The following is an 18,045-nucleotide window of genomic DNA, read 5'->3' on the forward strand; positions in this document are numbered from 1 at the left end:
GGGGAGCCTGCCGCCTCACACGGCGTCATTGCGAGGAGCTCTTGCGACGAAGCAATCCAGACCGTCGCCGCGGACGCTTTCTGGATTTGCTTCGCTTAGCTCGCAATGACAGGGGTCACGTAATCAAATGCATCCCCGCATCCATGCGCACGACCTCGCCGGTCATATTGCTGGAGGCCGGCATCGCGAGGAAGCAGACGAGCTGCGCGATGTCTTCCGCGCTCGAGGCGACCTTGAGCGGCACTTTCGCCACCACGCTGTCGCGCACCTGTTTTGCGCCGGCCTCGCCGCGGCCCTTGGTGAACCAGGGCGTGTCGATATAGCCGGGGCAGACCGTATTGACGCGGATCAGCGGCGCCAGCGCGCGCGACAGCGACAAGGTCATGGTGTTGAGCGCCCCCTTGCTCGCGGCATAGGCGATCGACGAGCCGACGCCGCTGATGCCGGCGACCGAGGACACGTTGACCACCGCCGACGACCGGCCCGAAGCCTTGGCGCCGGCCTCGAGCAGGCTGCGTGCCGCGCGTACCATCTGGAACGATCCGATGGTGTTGACACCATAGACCCGCTGGAAATCTTCCGCCGACAAGCCGTCGAGATCGGCGTGAGCGACGTGCTTGGTGGTGCCGGCATTGTTGACGAGCACGTCGAGCCGGCCCCACCCGGCCGCCGCTGCGACGATCTTGCGGCAATCGTCATCCTTTGAGACGTCGCCCTGCGCGACCAGGACTTCCGCGGCGCCGGCCTTGCGGCAGAGCTCAGCCGTGGCCTCGGCTTCCTTCTGGCTCGAGGAATAGTTGATGACGAGCCGGGCCCCGCTCCGCGCGAGAATTTCCGCGGTTGCAGCACCCAGGCCGGATGCCGACCCCGTCACGACTGCGCACAAGCTGTCCTTTGCCATCCCTGATGTTCCTCCCTGATCTGATGTCGGCGTCTTGTTTAGCGAGTTTGCCGCGCCCTGCAAATCGAGCAAACTCCGCTAAGCGGAATTAGCTTGTCGCCCATGCCGGCGCTGCAGGTTGGCCTGCGATCAACGCTTGTCAGGGCCATGGCTTTTTCCGATCATCGGGCGCAAGAAGACACCGCGCGCCCATCCACGGGCGGACGCGCCAATGGCAAAGCACGGGGAACGCTGTGGCGGAGAGTGACAATATCGTCGTCGAGACCGCGGAAAAAATCTTCGCTGATCTCGCCGATCCGCAAACCATCAACAACGACAAGAAGAATTCGTGGCAGGCGCCGCTGTGGCAGGCGCTGAGCGAGGCCGGCCTGCCGCTCTCGTGGGTGCCTGACGACCTCGGCGGCTCCGGCGCCAGCCTTGCCGACGGCTTTGCCCTTCTGAACGCTGCGGGCCGCTTTGCGGTCGCGGTTCCGCTGGCCGAGACCATGCTCGCGGGCTGGCTGCTCGCGCAGGCCAAGATTGCCTCGCCCGAGGGCGAGATGACGGTGCTGCCGGCCTCGCCAAAGGATCACATCACGCTCGATGCCGACGGCGCGCTCTTCGGCCGCGCGCGCGGCGTGCCCTTTGCCAAGGCGGCGAAGCATTTTGCGGTGCTGGCGCGGGGCAAGGACGGCATGTCCATCGCGCTGGTCGATGCGAACAAGTCCCGGATCGAAGCCGGGCTCAATGTCGGCTACGACCACAGCGACACCGTGACGCTCGATAAGGTTCAGCCCGTCACCCTCAAGCCCGCGCCACAAAGCTTTGAGCAGACCACGCTGATGCTGATGGGCGGCGTCGCGCGCAGCCTTCAGATCGCCGGCGCGCTGGAATCCATGCTCGATATCTCCGTTCGCTATTCCAACGAGCGCGTCGCCTTCGAGAAGAAGATCTCGAAATTCCAGGCGGTGCAGCACAATCTCGCACGCCTCGCTGGTGAATCCGCCGCAGCGCTGGCGGCCGCGACCTCTGCCGCCGATGCGATTGCGAACGCCAAGGCGTTCGACGACGAGGTTTATCTCGAAGCCGCCTCCGCAAAAATCCGTTGCGCGGAAGCTGCGGAAAAGGGCGGCGCCATCGCGCACCAGGTCCACGGCGCGATCGGCTTCACCATGGAGCATATCCTGCACCGCTACTCGCTGCGGGCGCTGGCATGGCGCGACGATTTCGGGTCGGAGAGCCATTGGGCCGTCGAGCTCGGCAGGCTCGTTGCAAACCGCGGCGCCGATGAATTGTGGCCGCTCGTGGCTTCGCGCTGATCAGGGGACGACCACAATGACCGCTGCCCTCCGTTTCGATCCGATCCGCCTCCCCGAAAAATGCGAGCAATTGCGCAAGGAAGTGCGCGCCTTCCTCGCCGAAGAAATTGCCGCCGGCACCTTCGATCCGCACAAGCCCAACCGCGAGGACACCGACGCGCCGGAATTTTCGCGCCGGGTCGGCGCCAAGGGCTGGCTCGGCATGACCTGGCCCAAAAAATATGGCGGCCAGGAGCGCTCGTTCCTCGAACGTTACGTCGTGACCGAAGAGATGCGCGTGGCGAATGCGCCGACGCGGCGCTTCTTCGTCGCCGATCGCCAGAGCGGACCGGTGCTGCTGAAATATGCGCCCGAGCACATCAAGATGGAGATCCTGCCGCGCATCTGCCGCGGCGAGATCTGTTTCGCTATCGGCATGAGCGAGCCGAACTCCGGCTCCGACCTGTTCGCGGCAAAGACACGCGCGACCAAGACCGACGGCGGCTATCTCATCAACGGCACCAAGATCTGGACCTCGTCGGCGCATATTGCCGACTACATGATCGCGATCTTCCGGACCTCGCCGCCGACCAAGGAAAACCGCCGCCACGGCCTGACCCAGTTCCTGGTCAAGATGAAGCAGCCGGGCATCAAGGTGAACCCGATCGGCCAGATCACCGGCCAGTACGAGTTCAACGAGGTCGTCTTCACTGATCACTTCATTCCCGACGATCATGTGCTCGGCGAGGTCGATGGCGCCTGGAAGCAGGCGACATCGGAGCTTGCCTATGAGCGTTCAGGCCCCGAACGCTTCCTCGAAACCTATTACGTGCTGACCGAGCTGGTGCGCGCGATCGGCCCCAACCCGGACACGCGCAGCGCCGAGGGCATCGGGCGCCTGGTTGCGCAGCTCCACACCATGCGGCGCATGTCGGTTTCGGTTGCCGGCATGCTGCAGGCCGGCAAGGAGCCGGTGGTGGAAGCGTCCATCGTCAAGGATATCGGCACGGTCTGGGAGCAGCAGCTGCCGCACCGGGTGCGCGATCTCGCCGCCTTCGTCGAGGAGACCGCGACCAACCGCGAGACGCTGGAGCGGCAGCTCGATTTCGCCATCAAGACCGCACCGAAACTCACCATCCAGGGCGGCACCACCGAGGTGCTGCGCGGCATCATCGCCCGCGGACTGGGCTTGCGTTAGGACGAATGGACGACACGATCGCGGCTCGCTCCGGCCACCTCTCCCATAGGGAGAGGTCGATTTGCGTCAGCAAATCGGGTGAGGGGTTACGCCCTCACCAGGACCGCAGCCCCTCACCCGGCGCTACGCGCCGACCTCTCCCGATGGGAGAGGTGGTTCTTCGCTACTGAGAGATCGAGATGTTTGGAGACAACCTATGAGCACCTATAATGACATCGGCGTCGAGAAGGTCGGACATGTCGGCACCATCGAGATCCGCCGCCCGCCGCTCAACTTCTTCGACATCTCGCTGATCAACCAGATCGCGGATGCGCTCGACGAGTTCGACCGCGACATCGAAATCCGCGCCTCGGTTCTATCGGCACAGGGCAAGGCATTCTGCGCCGGCGCCAATTTCGGCGATCCGGCGCGGCAGGCGCAGGAAGCGCGCGAAGCGGAGAAGACCGCCAAGGGCGATCCGGCCGACAGTCTCGGGCCGATCAACCATCTCTACATCCAGGCCGTGCGCATCTTCCGCGCCAAGAAGCCGATCGTCGCCGCCGTGCAGGGCGCTGCCATCGGCGGCGGCCTGGGCCTGGCGGTCTCCGCGGACTTCCGCGTCACCTGTCCCGAAGCCCGCTTCTCCGCGAACTTTACCAAGCTCGGCTTCCATCCCGGCTTCGGCCTGACCGTGACGCTGCCCGAGCTGATCGGCAAGAACAACGCCGAGCTGATGTTCTATACCAGCCGCCGCGTCACCGGCGAGGAGGCTTACAAATGGGGCCTCGCCAACGAGCTGGTGCCGCAGGACCAGGTCAAGGCGGCCGCGATGAAGCTCGCCAGCGAGATCGCCGAATGCTCCCCGCTCGGCCTGCTCTCCACCCGCGCCACGATGCGCGCCGGATTGGCCGACCGCGTCATGGCGGCGACCAATCACGAACTCGCCGAGCAGACGCGGCTGCGCGCGACGGAGGATTTTAAGGAGGGCGTGAAGGCGACGGAAGAACGGCGCGTGGCGAATTTTAGGGGAAGGTAGCTCGTCGGGTGAAGGCACCTCTTTGTTCCTTCTCCCCTTGTGGGAGAAGGTGGCGCGAAGCGCCGGATGAGGGGTATCTATCCATGCGATCAAGTCCGTATTTGCGGAGAGATACCCCTCACCCGTCTCGCCGGGATGCGGCGAGCCCCCCTCTCCCACAAGGGGAGAGGGTTTAAGTGCGCCCCACCACCAGCGCGTCGACGATCGTCACGCCCTGCCCCTCCGGGTGCACCAGCACCGGGTTGAGCTCGATCTCCGCGATCTCCGCTGCATGCCGTGCGGCAAGCACGGAGATATCGGCGACGAGCTGCGCCAGACCCGTGACATCCGCCCTCGCCCCTACGCGAAAACCGTTCAGGAGCGGCGCAGCCTTCAATCCTGCCAGCATCGCGCCGGCCTCCTCCGCACCGACAGGCGCCGGACGATAGATCACATCGCGGAATAGCTCGGTCGTGACGCCGCCGAGCCCCACCATCACCATCGGGCCAAATGTCTTGTCCGTCATCGTTCCCACGATGATCTCGACGCCCTTCTTCGCCATCGGCCCGACCAGCACACCTTGAATGACCGCCGCCGGCCGCTGCCTGCGCGCATTGTTGAGCAACGCTTCGAATGCCAGGAAGACCTCGCCCTTGGTGGTGATGTTGACCCGCACGCCATCGACTTCGCTCTTGTGCGCGATGTCGGGCGACTGGATCTTCATCACCAGCGGAAAGCCTACGCGGGCGACGGCTTCATCCAGCCCGGCCTTTTCCGTCACCAACACTTCGTCCGGCAGCCCGATGCCGGCGCCGCGGAGCAATGCCTTGCTGTCGGCCTCGGACAATGCCTGCTGCTTCAAATGCGCAGAGAGATCGCGCACCGGCAACCGCGTCTCGTCCGCGGGCTTCGGCAGATTGAACATTGCGTAGTCGACGAGCCGCCGCATCGCGACGCCGACATGAGTCAAACCGGAGAGGACCACGACACCGGACTTCGCGAGCTCCCGCCGCGCGAAGTCGGAGGGCACCGTGTAGGAATAGAACGCGACCGGCTTCTTCTGCGCCGCCAGCGCCGGCGTCAGCTCGGCCTCGTCGAACGGTTTGCGCACCTCGCTCGACAGTGAGAGCACGACCAGCACCGCGTCGACCTCGTCGGAGGCGGTGAGCAGGTCGACGCTCTTCTGCAATCCGCCGGAGGTCACGCCTTGCGCCGTAACGTCGATCGGGTTGCGTGCGGTGCCGTAGGATGGCATCAGCGTTCGGATCCCGGCCTGGATCATTTCGGAGAGCTCCGGCACCTGCAAGCCTTGCAGTGCCACAGCATCCGCGGCCCAGATGCCGGCGCCGCCGGAGACGGTGACAACGGCGACGCGATCGCCCTTTGGCAGCGGATTGCTGGCGAGCAGCGCCGCGATCGTCAGCGCCTCGTCGAGATCGTTGGAGACGATGAATCCGTATTTCGCGAACACCGCGTCATAGGCCGTCGACCAGCCGGCCATGCTCGCCGTGTGCGAGGCTGCCGCCCGCTGGCCTGCGCCGGAACGGCCGACTTTTGTCACGATGACGGGCTTTCTCGTCTCGGCAGCGCGCCGCGCCGCGGCCAGAAACTTGTCGACGTCACGGATGCCTTCGATGAACAGCAGGATCACGTCGGTCGAGGCGTCCTGCACCAAATAGTCCAGGAACTCGCCGGCGCCGAGATCGGATTCGTTGCCGGCGCTGACAACGTAGCTCACGGCGATACCGATCGCCTTCGCACGATGATAATAGGCAAAGCCGATGCCGCCGCTCTGCGCGACGATGCCGATCCGCTTTTGCGTAGCGACCAGCGGTACCACACCCGGCTTGACGTCCGCTGCGGGACTGAAGGTGGCCGCCACGCGCTGCATTTGGCTGAAGAAGCCCTCGGCATTGGGGCCGGAAATCCGCATGCCGGTGCGTCTCGCCAGCGCCGCGATCGCGTCCTGCATTGCTGCGCTGTCGCCGCCCTCCTCCGCGAAGCCAGAGGAGATGATGACGGCGTTCTTGACCCCGGCGGCGGCGCATTGCTCGAGCGCTGGCAGCACTGCGCGGGCCGGAATGACGATGACGGCGAGATCGACCGGAGCGCCGATCTCGGCGATCGATTTACAGCAGGCGAGCCCGTCGATGTCGGCATAGTTCGGGTTCACCGGATAGATCTTGCCGGGATAATCGTTCTTGCGCAGCATCGACAAAAGCCGCCCCGGAATCTTCTCGTGATCGCGCGAGGCCCCGATCAGCGCGATGCTCGCGGGCGCAAAGAAGCTGTCGAGCGGATGCGGCATGGCGTGTCCCTGTTGTTTTTCGATTAGTCTATCCGTGATGGCCGGGCTTGTCCCGACCATCCAACGCCGTCATTCCAGCTCAAGAACGCGGATGCCCGGGACAAGCCCGGGCACGACGACACGGTGAGAGATGAGCCGACAAATCAAGCGACGCGGAACGTTACACCACCTAACAAGAACTCGTTGCCGGCAACGGCCAGCCCCTTCGCCTTGGCCGCATGCAGCACGCCCGCCACGTCAGCCACCCGAAACTCCAGCGCGCTCATGATCTCGCTGGCCCCCTTCACGAATCGGAAGCTTGCATTGGGCAGCTTCAGTTCGGCGTCGCGCGGCGCAATACCAATGATCTTACCCCAGTGCTCCGCCAGCCCCTGCGGGTCTGGGCTTTGCATCTCCACGGTCCTCAGCGCCTGCGTCACATCCTTGCGGATGAATTTTTGCCAGTCGGGTCCCGCCGGCGGATAGACGCCGAGAATGTCGTCGCTGCCTTCGGTGTGATTGAACTCGATGAAGGCGGCGCGGCAGTCGCGGGGGTGGAGCTGCACGCCGTGATAGGGCGCATGGTCGATGACGTTGGCGGTGCGCACGCCCAGCGCGTTGGCGTTGCAGCCGCGCTCGTCCGGATCGTTGCAGCAGAAGATCGCCATGTAGCCGCCGCGGCCGCCGGTCTTCTCAATGAAGCGGCCGGCCGTGGTGCCGTCCTTGAAGGGCGCCACGACTTCCAGCAGGATTGTGTCGACCGGGAGCAGCGCGTTCTCCAGACCGTATTTCGCGACATTGCCGTCGCGATAGCACACAGTGAGGCCCATGATCCTGGCGATGTCCGTGATGACAGGCTCAAGCTGCGGCGCCACCAGGCAGATCTGACGCAGCCGGATATAGGGCGCCATCGTCATGCGCCCTTGAAGGTCGGCTTGCGCTTCTCGACGAAGGCTTTGGCGGCCTCCTTGTGGTCCTCGGTGTCGCCGCATCGGGTGTGATGGATCGCCTCGCCATCGAAGCAATCCTCCAGCGCCAGATGCTCGGCATTGTTGATGTTGCGCTTGATGAAGCCAAGCGCAATCGATGGGCCCTGCGCCAGCGACAGCGCGAGCTCGTGCGCGGCAGCGTCGATCTCGGTGTCGGGAACCACCTTCGTCACCATGCCGATCGCATGCGCCTCTTTTGCAGTCAGCACCGGCGACATCAGATAGAGCTCGCGCGCCCGCGCGCTGCCGAGCAGTTGCGTCAGAAAATAGGTCCCGCCGTAATCGCCGGAGAAGCCGACCTTGGCGAAGGCCGTGGTGATCTTGCAGGATTCGCTGGCGATGCGCAGGTCGCAGGACAGCGCCATCGACAGGCCGGCGCCGGCCGCCGCGCCGTCGAGCTGCGCCACGATGGGCTTTGGCATCTGATGCAGGATGCGCGAGACCTCCATGCCGCGGCGCAGGTTTGCGAGCTTCTGCTCGAACGGCAGCGGCGCGCGGCCCTCCGCCATCGACTTGACGTCGCCGCCGACGCAGAAACTGCCGCCCGCGCCCTTGAACAGCACCGCCCGCACCTCCGGATCATCGGCCGCGCGCCGCGCCGCCTCGACCAGTCCGGCGACCATGTCGGGGTTGAGCGCGTTCTTCCGCTCCGGGCGATTCATCGTGATGGTGAGCAGCCCGCCTTCGAGCTTTTGCAGGACCATGTCGTTCATGGGACGTCTCCCTTGTTGTTTTAGCTATCACCACACCGTCATTGCGAGCAAAGCGAAGCAATCCAGAAGTGTTTCCGCAGATGCAGTCTGGATTGCTTCGTCGCTTCGCTCCTCGCAATGACGTTGCGAGTTCGTCACGCTGTCATTTCTTCACCAGCGGGCAGCGCGACTGCTCCAGCGACTGGAACGCCTCATTGCCGGGGACGGTGGCGAGCAGCTTGTAATCGTCCCAGCGGCCCTTGGATTCCGACGGCTTCTTCACCTCGAACAGGTACATGTCGTGGATCATGCGGCCGTCCTCGCGGATCTTGCCACCCTTGGCGAAGAAGTCGTTGATCGGCGTCTCCTTCATCACCTTCATGACCGCCGCAGCGTCGGTCGTGCCGGCTGCCTTCACCGCTTTCAGATAATGCGTGACGGAGGAATAGACGCCGGCCTGCGCCGAGGTCGGCGGCCGCTTCACGCGTTCCTGGAAGCGCTTCGAGAAGGCGCGCGTCTCCTCGTTCATGTCCCAGTAGAACGCTTCGGCCAGCAGCAGGCCCTGCGCGGTCTCAAGCCCGATCGAGTCGATGTCGGTGACGAAGGCGAGCAGCGGCGACAGCTTCTGGCCGCCCTTCATGATGCCGAACTCCGCCGACTGCTTGATGGCGTTGACGGTGTCGCCGCCGGCATTGGCGAGCCCAATCACCTTGGCCTTCGAGGCCTGCGCCTGCAGCAGGAACGACGAGAAATCCGAGGTGTTGAGCGGATGACGCACGCTGCCGAGCACCTTGCCACCGGTCTTGGTGACGACGTTGCTGGTATCCTTCTCCAGATCCTGGCCGAAGGCATAATCGGCGGTGAGAAAGAACCAGGTGTCGAGGCCCGATTTGACCGCGGCAAGGCCGGTCACGTTGGCCTGGGCGAACGTGTCGAACACGTAGTGCACGGTATAGGGACCGCAGGCTTCGTTGCTGAGGCGGATCGAGCCCGGGCCGTTGAAGATGATGATCTTGTTACGCGCTTTCGCGATCTCTCCGGCGGCGAGCGCGGTCGCCGAGGCCGCGACGTCGTAGATCATCTCGACGCCCTGATTGTCGAGCATGTCGCGGGCGATGTTGGCGGACAGATCGGCCTTGTTGAGATGGTCGGCCGCCAGCACCTGGATCTTGCGTCCCAGCACCTCGCCGCCAAAGTCTTCGACAGCCATCTTGGCCGCGGTCTCGCTGCCGGGGCCGGTGATGTCCGCATAGAGGCTCGACATGTCGAGGATGCCGCCGATCTTGAGCGGCGGCTTGTCCTCCGCCTGCACGGCGCTCGCGCTCAGGGCAAACGCTGCGGCAAAAATGACCGACAAAATACGCTTCATGAAAAAGGTCTCCCTTATCGCGCCGTGCTCTGATGGCGGCTTGGCTATTGGTGTTGCTGCAATCATGCCGTATGCGCGAGAGCGCAGCAAGCGAAGGTACGTTGCGTGCGCACGATTGCCGCGTGTGTTTTCCGCAAAGCGGAATGGTGAGGCGCGGACAAATGTCTCCACGTCATTGCGAGCGTAGCGAAGCAATCCAGAATCTTTCCGCGGAGGGGCTCTGGATTGCTTCGCTGCGCTCGCAATGACGGAGTATGAGGAAGCCTCTTCGCGAGCCACTACGCATGAGCTAAGCTTGGCACGCAATACAACCTCTCCGGGTCACGTGACGCCACGCCTTCACCTCATCGTCGCACTTCTTCTCGTCGCGGGTCACAGCGCATCCGCGAGCCCATGCCAGTTCGAGTCTCAGGGCGAAGGCCGCGTCGCGGCCATCGTCGATGCGCGCAGCGTGCGTCTCGACGATGACCGCGAAATCCGCCTGATCGGCATCGAGACGACGGCGACGACAAAGCAGGCCCTGACGTCGCTGCTCGCCGGCCGCGACGTGGCCCTGCGCGGCACAGACGACACACCTGACCGCTACGGCCGGCAAGGCGCTTTTGTGTTCGTCGGCGAGAGCGATATCTCGGTACAGGCCACGCTGCTCGCCCAAGGCGATGCCATCGTCTCCGCCGAGATCACGGACAAGGACTGCGCGGCCGCCCTGATGGCGTCGGAAGCCGAGGCGCGGCGCCAAAAAATGGGCAGCTGGGCTGATCCGTCGGCCATAAAAAACGCGGAAAGTCCGGACGATATTTTGGCAGGGATTGGGCGTTTTATGGTGGTCGAGGGCAAAGTCCTGTCGGTCCGGCAAGCTGGGGCAATGACCTACCTCAACTTCGGACGAAACTGGACACGGGGCTTTGCGGCGACTATTTCAAGGCGCACGCTGCCGGCATTCGAAAACGCCGGAATTACCCTCAAGTCCTTGGAGAATCGACGTATTCGCGTTCGGGGCTGGGTTGAAGGGAATACGGGGCCGCGTATCGATATACGCCTCGTGGGACAGGTCGAGTTGCTGGGCGCAAACGAGCCGACAGGGGTAAGGCCCTAAAAGGGCCGGGCACGGGTTAAGCGACGTGAATGGGGTGCTAGAACGGCACGAACGAGGTGATGGCCGCCGCCTGCGGGCTGCGCCGGCCGCGCTGTGCCTTGTTCTGGGCGGGCTTCTCGCCGGCTGCGGCGACATGGGCAGGTTCCAGGCCGCCGCGACCCCACCGGCTGTCGCGATGCCCAAGCCGAAACCCGCCGTCGCGCAGACCCCGGCCACCGAGAAGGAGCACGAGCGCATCCTGGCGAGCTATGGCGGCACCTATGACGATCCGCGGCTGGAATCGCTCGTCAGCAAGACCGTCGACCGGCTGGTCGCCGTCTCCGACCGCCCCGATCAGGGCTATAAGGTCACCATCCTCAATTCCGGCGCGGTGAATGCGTTCGCACTGCCGAACGGCCAGCTCTACGTCACGCGCGGCCTGCTCGCGCTCGCCAGCGACACCTCGGAATTGTCCTCCGTGCTCAGTCACGAGATGGCGCATGTCCTGTCCAAGCACGCCGCGATGCGCGAGGACCAGGCGCGCCAAGCCGCGATCGTCACCCGTGTCGTCACCGACATGAGCAACGATCCAGATCTGACCGCGCTCGCGCTCGCCAAGACCAAGCTCACCATGGCGAGCTTCTCGCGCAAGCAGGAGATCGAGGCCGACGGCATCGGCGTCGGCATTTCCGCCCGCGCGCATTTTGACCCTTACGGTGCGGCGCGCTTCCTCTCGGCGATGGAGCGTAATGCCGAGCTGAAGGCCGGGAAAAGCTCGCTCGATCCGCGCGCGCAGGATTTCACCTCGTCGCATCCGGCCACCCCGGAGCGCGTGCAGAATGCGCAGACCATCGCGCGACAATATGCAGCGCCCGAAGGCGCCGAGCGCGACCGCGAGACCTATCTCGCCGCGATCGACAATCTCGTCTATGGCGAAGACCCCAGCGAAGGCTTTGTCCGCGGCCGCAGGTTCCTGCATCCCAAGCTCGGCTTTACCTTCCAGGCGCCGGACAATTTCACGCTCGACAACACCGCGCAGGCGGTGATCGGCGTGCGCGAGGGTGGCTCGCAGGCGATGCGCTTCGACGTGGTGCGCGTGCCCGCCGAGCAGTCGCTCGGCGATTACCTGAACTCCGGCTGGATGGAAGGTGTCGAGAAGGCTTCCACCGAGGATCTCACCATCAACGGCTTTCCGGCGGCATCCGCCACCGCCAAGGGCGATCAGTGGCAGTTCAAGGTCTATGCTTTGCGCTTCGGCAGCGACGTCTACCGCTTCATCTTCGCGGCCAGGCAGAAGTCGACCGAGAGCGACCGCAACGCGCGCGAGACCGTCAATTCATTCCGCCGCCTGACGCTCGAGGAGATCCAGGCCGCGCGCCCGCTACGGATCAAGGTCATCACGGTGCAGCCCGGCGACACCGTGGAATCGCTCTCCCATCGCATGGCCGGCGTCGACCATCCCGCCGAGCGTTTCCGCGTGCTCAACGGCCTCGACCGCAACGCGCAGGTGAAGGTGCGTGATCGGGTGAAGATCGTCGCGGATTGACATCGACGCGTAGCCCGGATGGCTACCGCCCCGCGTCCATGTCGCCGGCCTCGCGCTGGCCGCTGAGCCAGAGCGCGAGCAGGGTCCAGAACGCGCCCGACAACAGGTACGCACCCGAGGCGATGACGCCGAGATTGGTGGCGAGCAAAAGCGCCACCAGCGGCGCGAAGCCGGCGCCGAACAGCCAGGCCATATCCGACGTCAGTGCGGACGCCGTGTAACGGTACGTCTGCTTGAAATTCGAGGCGATCGCGCCCGAGGACTGGCCGAAGGACAGGCCGAGCAGGATGAAGCCGATCACCATGTAGATGGTCTCGCCGAACGCACCAGCGTCGAGCAGCTGCGGGGCGAAGCCGCTATAGATCGCGATCGCGATCGCCGATCCCATCAGCAGCGACTTGCGGCCGACACGGTCGGCGATGATGCCGGAGATCACGATCGCGGCGACGCCGAACACGGCAGCAACGATTTCGATGATCAGGAAGCGCACCGGGCTTTCGCGGGTGAACAGGAACACCCAGGACAGCGGAAACACCGTCACCATGTGGAACAGCGCGAAGCTCGCCAGCGGCGCGAACGCACCGAGCATGATGTTCTGACCTTCGCGCGCGACGGTGTCTGAGATGCGCGCCGGCTGCAATTCGCGAGTCTCGAACAGCGAAGCATATTCCTCGGTCGTCACCATGCGCAGGCGGGCGAACAGCGCCACGACGTTGATGGCGAAGGCGACGAAGAACGGATAGCGCCAGCCCCAGTCGAAGAAATCGTCGGCCGAGAGGTTGCCGGCGAAATAGGCGAACAGCGCGCTCGCCACGATCAGCCCGAGCGGGGCCCCTAGCTGCGGCACCATTGCGTACCAGCCACGCTTGGAGGGCGGCGCATTCAGCGCCAGCAGCGAGGCGAGACCGTCCCAGGCGCCGCCCCAGGCCAAACCCTGCGCGATACGCGCCAGCGCCAGCAGCCAGATCGCGGCAACGCCGATCTCGTGATAGCCCGGCAGGAACGCGATCGCGACGGTGGCAGTGCCGAGCAGGAAAAGCGCCGAGATCAGCTTGGCCGTCTTGCCGTAGGCGCGGTCGATCGTCATGAAAATGACGGTGCCGATGGGGCGGGCCATGAAGGCCAGCGCGAAGATCATGAAGGAATAGAGCGTGCCCGTCAGTTCGCTCGCGAACGGGAACACCAGGCGGGGGAACACGATCACGGAGGCGATCGCGAAGACGAAGAAGTCGAAGAATTCCGAGGTACGGCCAATGATGACGCCGATGGCGATCTCGCCGGGGCTCGCCTGGTCGTGGCCGTGCTCGCCCGAGTGGAGGTCTGCCATTGCGGGGGTCTGTGCCGTCGCCATGCGTGCGCCCTTAACGTCCTGAAAACCAAAGCCAACCGCCCGGCGGGACGCCAGGCAATCTGGACCTCTCTGACTCAACATTCCGCACTGCAACATTGGACAAATTGTCCAATGTCCGGATTGCTGCGCCGCAGCTACCCGTTGGGCCGGCAAAGGAAACTCATTCTCAAAGGCTCGGCTCGTGTCCCGTCTCAAGATTCTGGCGCTGCTACCCCTGGCGGCTGCGCTTAGTGGCTGCAACTACGTCGTGCTGGCGCCCGCCGGCGATATCGCTGCCCAGCAGCGCGACCTCGTCATCATCTCCACCGTCCTGATGCTCCTGATTGTCGTCCCCGTGATGGCGCTGACGGTGCTGTTCGCCTGGCGCTACCGCCAGTCCAACACTGAGGCTCGCTACGAGCCGGATTGGGACCACTCGACCAAGCTCGAGCTGGTGATCTGGTCGGCGCCGCTCTTGATCATCGTCTGCCTGGGCGCGCTGACCTGGATGGGAACGCATCTGCTCGACCCTTATCGCACGCTCGGCCGCATCCATGCCGAGCGCGCCGTCGATCAATCCAAGGCCCCGCTCGAGGTCGACGTCGTCGCGCTCGACTGGAAATGGCTCTTCATCTACCCGGACTACGGCATTGCCACCGTCAACGAGCTCGCAGCTCCGGTCGACCGTCCGATCACCTTCCGCATCACGGCGTCCTCGGTGATGAACTCGTTCTACATCCCCGCGCTCGCCGGCCAGATCTACGCGATGCCGGGCATGGAGACCAAGCTCCACGCCGTCGTCAACCACGCCGGCACCTACAAGGGTTTTTCGGCGAATTACAGCGGCGCCGGCTTCTCCGGCATGCACTTCAACTTCCAGGGCCTCGACGACAAGGGCTTTGATGCCTGGATCGCCAGCGCCAAGTCGGCCGGCGGCTCGCTCGGCCGCGCCGAATATCTCCAGCTCGAAAAACCCAGTCAGAACGAACCGGTCCGGCGCTACGGCACGATCGATTCCGATCTCTACCGCCTGATCCTTAATATGTGCGTCGAGACCGGCAAGATGTGCCAGAGCGAGATGATGGCGATTGACGCCAAGGGCGGAGCCGGCCATCAGGGCGTGAACAATACGCTGCCGCTCGCCTACGACAAATACGCCCGCCGCGGCACGGCGCTTGGGCTGGAGCCGAGCTTCGTTGCCGGCACCTGCACCCCGGATGCGCCGCAAGGCGCCGCGACCACCGCGTCAATCAAGGCGCCGACCGACACCGCGCCGCTGCTCGGCGCCGGCCTGAAGCGGCCGTCGTTCACGCCGCTGAAGTCCTCGTCCTTCTTCCTCGGACAGCGTCCGAAGTCAGATTCTTAAAGAGATCCCGCATGTCTCCTGATCTTCTCAAGCTCATCTTCGGCCGGCTCGGCTTCGAATCGCTGCCGCTGCACGAGCCGATCGTCGTCGGCACCTTCGCGGTGGTCGCGCTCGGCGGCGCCGCGTTGCTCGGCGCCCTCACCTATTTCCGTCTCTGGGGCTATCTGTGGCGCGAGTGGTTCACCACCGTCGACCACAAGCGCATCGGCATCATGTACATGATCCTCGGCATCGTGATGCTGCTGCGCGGCTTCGCCGACGCGCTGATGATGCGCGGCCAGCAGATGCTCGCCTTTGGCGGTTCCGAAGGCTATCTCAACGCCCATCACTACGATCAGGTCTTCACCGCCCACGGCGTGATCATGATCTTCTTCGTGGCGATGCCGCTGGTCACCGGCCTGATGAACTACGTCGTGCCGCTCCAGATCGGCGCGCGCGACGTGTCGTTCCCGTTCCTGAACAATTTCAGCTTCTGGATGACGGTCGGCGGCGCAGTGCTGGTGATGGCCTCGCTGTTCATCGGCGAATTCGCCCGCACCGGCTGGCTGGCTTACCCGCCGCTGTCGAACATCGGCTACAGTCCCGACGTCGGCGTCGACTATTACATCTGGGCGCTTCAGGTCGCCGGCGTCGGCACGACGCTATCCGGCATCAACCTGGTCTGTACTATCGTCAAGCTGCGAGCTCCGGGCATGACCATGATGCGGATGCCGGTGTTCACCTGGACCTCGCTCTGCACCAACGTCCTGATCGTCGCCTCTTTCCCCGTCCTCACGGTCGTGCTCGCGCTGCTCTCGCTCGACCGCTACGTCGGCACCAACTTCTTCACGAACGATTTCGGCGGCAGCCCGATGATGTACGTGAACCTGATCTGGATCTGGGGCCACCCCGAGGTCTACATCCTAGTTCTCCCCGCCTTCGGCATCTTCTCGGAAGTCACCTCGACCTTCTCCGGCAAGCGGCTGTTCGGCTACACCTCGATGGTCTACGCCACGGTCGTCATCACCATCCTGTCGTACCTGGTCTGGCTGCATCACTTCTTCACGATGGGCTCGGGCGCCAGCGTCAACTCGTTCTTCGGCATCACCACGATGATCATCTCGATCCCGACGGGGGCGAAGATGTTCAACTGGCTGTTCACGATGTATCGCGGCCGCATCCGCTACGAGCTACCGATGATGTGGACCATTGCCTTCATGCTGACCTTCGTGATCGGCGGCATGACCGGCGTTCTGCTCGCGGTACCGCCGGCCGACTTCGTCCTGCACAACAGCCTGTTCCTGATCGCGCACTTCCATAATGTGATCATCGGCGGCGTGGTGTTCGGCGCGTTCGCAGGCATCAGCTACTGGTTCCCGAAGGCGTTCGGCTTCAAGCTCGATCCGTTCTGGGGCAAGCTGTCGTTCTGGTTCTGGGTCACCGGCTTCTATCTTGCCTTCATGCCGCTCTATGTGCTCGGCCTAATGGGCGTGACCCGCCGCCTGCGCGTGTTCGACGATCCCTCGCTCCAGATCTGGTTCGTCATCGCCGCGATCGGCGCCGGGCTCGTCTTGCTCGGTATCATCTGCATGCTGGTGCAGTTCGCGGTGAGCTTCCTCAAGCGCGAGCAGCTCAAGGACGTCACCGGCGATCCCTGGGATGCACGCACGCTGGAATGGGCGACCTCTTCACCCCCGCCGGACTATAACTTCGCCTTCACGCCCGTCGTGCACGACAACGACGCGTGGTGGGACATGAAAAAGCGCGGCTACCAGCGTCCGCTCAACGGGTTCAAGCCGATCCACATGCCCAGCAGCACCGGCACCGGCATCATCCTCGCCGGTCTTGCCACCGCGATGGGGTTCGGCCTGATCTGGTACATCTGGTGGCTGGCCGCCGCGAGCTTCATCGCGATGTTCGCCGTCGGTATCGGTCACACCTTCAACTATCACCGCGACTTCGACATTCCGGCTGAAGACGTCATCCGGACCGAGGACGCGCGCACCAAACTGCTCGCCGGAGCCAAGTAAAATGACTGTCGCGATCAATCCCACCCAATCTGGCGAGCCGATCTTCTACCTCGCCGACGAGCACCCGCATCCGGAAGGCTGGAGCACCGCGCTCGGCTTCTGGATCTATCTGATGAGCGACTGCCTCATCTTCGCGATCCTGTTCGCCACCTTCGGCGTGCTCGGCGGCAACTATGCCGCCGGTCCGGCGCCGAAGGACCTGTTCGACCTGAATCTGGTCGCGGTGAACACCTCGATGCTGCTGCTGTCGTCGATCACCTACGGCTTCGCCATGCTGACGATGCAGCAGAACAAGGTCGGCCAGACGCAGATCTGGCTGGCGATCACCGGCCTGTTCGGCCTCGCCTTCATCGGCATCGAGCTCACCGAGTTCGCCCACATGATCCACGAGGGCGCCACGCCGCAGCGCAGCGCCTTCCTGTCCGCGTTCTTCACCCTGGTCGGCACCCACGGCCTGCACGTCTCCTGCGGCCTGATCTGGCTGGTGACGCTGATGGTGCAGGTCTGGAAGTTCGGCTTGATCGAAGCCAACCGCCGCCGCCTGATGTGCCTGTCGATGTTCTGGCACTTCCTCGACGTAGTCTGGATCGGCGTCTTCACCTTCGTCTATCTCCTGGGAGTTCTGCGATGAACACCGATACTCACGCCGCGCACGCCGACGATCATCACCATGGCGACGGCCACGCCCACGGCACGTTCTCGACCTATATGCTCGGCTTCGTGCTCTCGGTCGTGCTCACCGCGATCCCGTTCTGGCTGGTGATGAGCGGCGCGCTGCCGAGCAAGCAGATCACCGCGCTGCTCATCATGGCCTTCGCAGTCGTGCAGATCGTCGTGCACATGATCTACTTCCTGCACATGAATACGACGTCGGAGAACGGCTGGAGCATGATGGCGCTGATCTTCACTATCGTCATGGTGGTGATCGCGCTTTCCGGTTCGCTGTGGGTGATGAACCACCTCAACAGCAACATGATGCCGATTCATCAGATGAGCGGAATGAAGTGAGCGA

15 protein-coding genes are annotated in these 18,045 nt (G+C 64.1%); 9 read left to right on the top strand and 6 right to left on the bottom strand.

Annotated features, from left to right (window positions below; all coding sequences use genetic code 11):
• Positions 1-115: 115 nt before the first annotated feature.
• Positions 116-901 carry an SDR family oxidoreductase gene (locus tag IVA96_RS10045; protein ID WP_247276333.1) on the bottom strand — a complete coding sequence of 262 codons (786 nt, stop codon included), beginning with the start codon at positions 899-901 and terminating at the stop codon, positions 116-118.
• Positions 902-1,134: 233 nt separating this feature from the next.
• Here IVA96_RS10045 and IVA96_RS10050 point away from each other — a divergent pair, with 233 nt between their 5' ends.
• From IVA96_RS10050 to IVA96_RS10060, 3 genes are all read left to right on the top strand, one after another.
• On the top strand, positions 1,135-2,199 hold the full coding sequence (locus tag IVA96_RS10050) for an acyl-CoA dehydrogenase family protein (protein ID WP_247276332.1): 1,065 nt from the start codon (positions 1,135-1,137) through the stop codon (positions 2,197-2,199).
• A gap of 16 nt (positions 2,200-2,215) precedes the next feature.
• The gene (locus IVA96_RS10055; protein ID WP_247276331.1) at positions 2,216-3,376 is read left to right on the top strand and encodes an acyl-CoA dehydrogenase family protein; all 1,161 of its coding nucleotides are present in this window, start codon (positions 2,216-2,218) and stop codon (positions 3,374-3,376) included.
• A 196-nt stretch (positions 3,377-3,572) separates the two neighbouring features.
• Positions 3,573-4,391 (top strand): enoyl-CoA hydratase/isomerase family protein, encoded by an 819-nt coding sequence (locus IVA96_RS10060; RefSeq protein WP_247276330.1) that lies wholly within the window; start codon positions 3,573-3,575, stop codon positions 4,389-4,391.
• 172 nt (positions 4,392-4,563) lie between these two features.
• Here the strand turns inward: IVA96_RS10060 and IVA96_RS10065 are convergent, their stop codons facing one another.
• From IVA96_RS10065 to IVA96_RS10080, 4 genes are all read right to left on the bottom strand, one after another.
• Positions 4,564-6,678, bottom strand: coding sequence for an acetate--CoA ligase family protein (locus tag IVA96_RS10065; protein WP_247416962.1), 2,115 nt, complete (start codon positions 6,676-6,678; stop codon positions 4,564-4,566).
• A 143-nt stretch (positions 6,679-6,821) separates the two neighbouring features.
• A complete protein-coding gene (locus tag IVA96_RS10070; RefSeq protein ID WP_247416964.1) occupies positions 6,822-7,568 on the bottom strand; it encodes a hypothetical protein in 747 nt (248 codons plus the stop codon).
• A gap of 2 nt (positions 7,569-7,570) precedes the next feature.
• Positions 7,571-8,359, bottom strand: a complete 789-nt coding sequence (locus IVA96_RS10075; protein WP_247276327.1) for an enoyl-CoA hydratase — start codon at positions 8,357-8,359, stop codon at positions 7,571-7,573.
• 142 nt (positions 8,360-8,501) lie between these two features.
• Positions 8,502-9,707 carry an ABC transporter substrate-binding protein gene (locus tag IVA96_RS10080; RefSeq protein ID WP_247276326.1) on the bottom strand — a complete coding sequence of 402 codons (1,206 nt, stop codon included), beginning with the start codon at positions 9,705-9,707 and terminating at the stop codon, positions 8,502-8,504.
• 244 nt (positions 9,708-9,951) lie between these two features.
• Here IVA96_RS10080 and IVA96_RS10085 point away from each other — a divergent pair, with 244 nt between their 5' ends.
• Together IVA96_RS10085 and IVA96_RS10090 are read left to right on the top strand one after the other, a co-directional pair.
• Positions 9,952-10,803 carry a thermonuclease family protein gene (locus tag IVA96_RS10085; RefSeq protein WP_247416969.1) on the top strand — a complete coding sequence of 284 codons (852 nt, stop codon included), beginning with the start codon at positions 9,952-9,954 and terminating at the stop codon, positions 10,801-10,803.
• Between the two features lie 133 nt (positions 10,804-10,936).
• Positions 10,937-12,328, top strand: coding sequence for a M48 family metalloprotease (locus tag IVA96_RS10090; protein ID WP_247276443.1), 1,392 nt, complete (start codon positions 10,937-10,939; stop codon positions 12,326-12,328).
• Positions 12,329-12,350: 22 nt separating this feature from the next.
• On the opposite strand, the gene IVA96_RS10095 is transcribed toward IVA96_RS10090, so the two are convergent.
• Positions 12,351-13,679: an MFS transporter gene (locus IVA96_RS10095; RefSeq protein ID WP_247276324.1), complete on the bottom strand. Its 1,329-nt coding sequence runs from the start codon at positions 13,677-13,679 to the stop codon at positions 12,351-12,353.
• 181 nt (positions 13,680-13,860) lie between these two features.
• Between IVA96_RS10095 and cyoA the strand changes: the two genes are divergently transcribed.
• Genes cyoA through cyoD form a run of 4 tightly spaced genes read left to right on the top strand, consistent with a single transcriptional unit; the run spans position 13,861 to position 18,041 of the window.
• Positions 13,861-15,024, top strand: coding sequence for a ubiquinol oxidase subunit II (cyoA, locus tag IVA96_RS10100; RefSeq protein WP_247416973.1), 1,164 nt, complete (start codon positions 13,861-13,863; stop codon positions 15,022-15,024).
• Positions 15,025-15,035: 11 nt separating this feature from the next.
• Positions 15,036-17,033, top strand: a complete 1,998-nt coding sequence (gene cyoB / locus IVA96_RS10105; protein WP_247276322.1) for a cytochrome o ubiquinol oxidase subunit I — start codon at positions 15,036-15,038, stop codon at positions 17,031-17,033.
• Between the two features lies 1 nt (position 17,034).
• Positions 17,035-17,664, top strand: a complete 630-nt coding sequence (gene cyoC / locus IVA96_RS10110) for a cytochrome o ubiquinol oxidase subunit III (RefSeq protein WP_247276321.1) — start codon at positions 17,035-17,037, stop codon at positions 17,662-17,664.
• Positions 17,661-18,041 (top strand): cytochrome o ubiquinol oxidase subunit IV, encoded by a 381-nt coding sequence (gene cyoD, locus IVA96_RS10115; protein ID WP_247276320.1) that lies wholly within the window; start codon positions 17,661-17,663, stop codon positions 18,039-18,041. The genes cyoC and cyoD overlap by 4 nt, the downstream gene beginning before the upstream one ends.
• Positions 18,042-18,045 lie beyond the last annotated feature (4 nt).

Origin of the sequence: Bradyrhizobium sp. 159, assembly GCF_023073795.1 — a bacterium.
Lineage (GTDB): Bacteria > Pseudomonadota > Alphaproteobacteria > Rhizobiales > Xanthobacteraceae > Bradyrhizobium.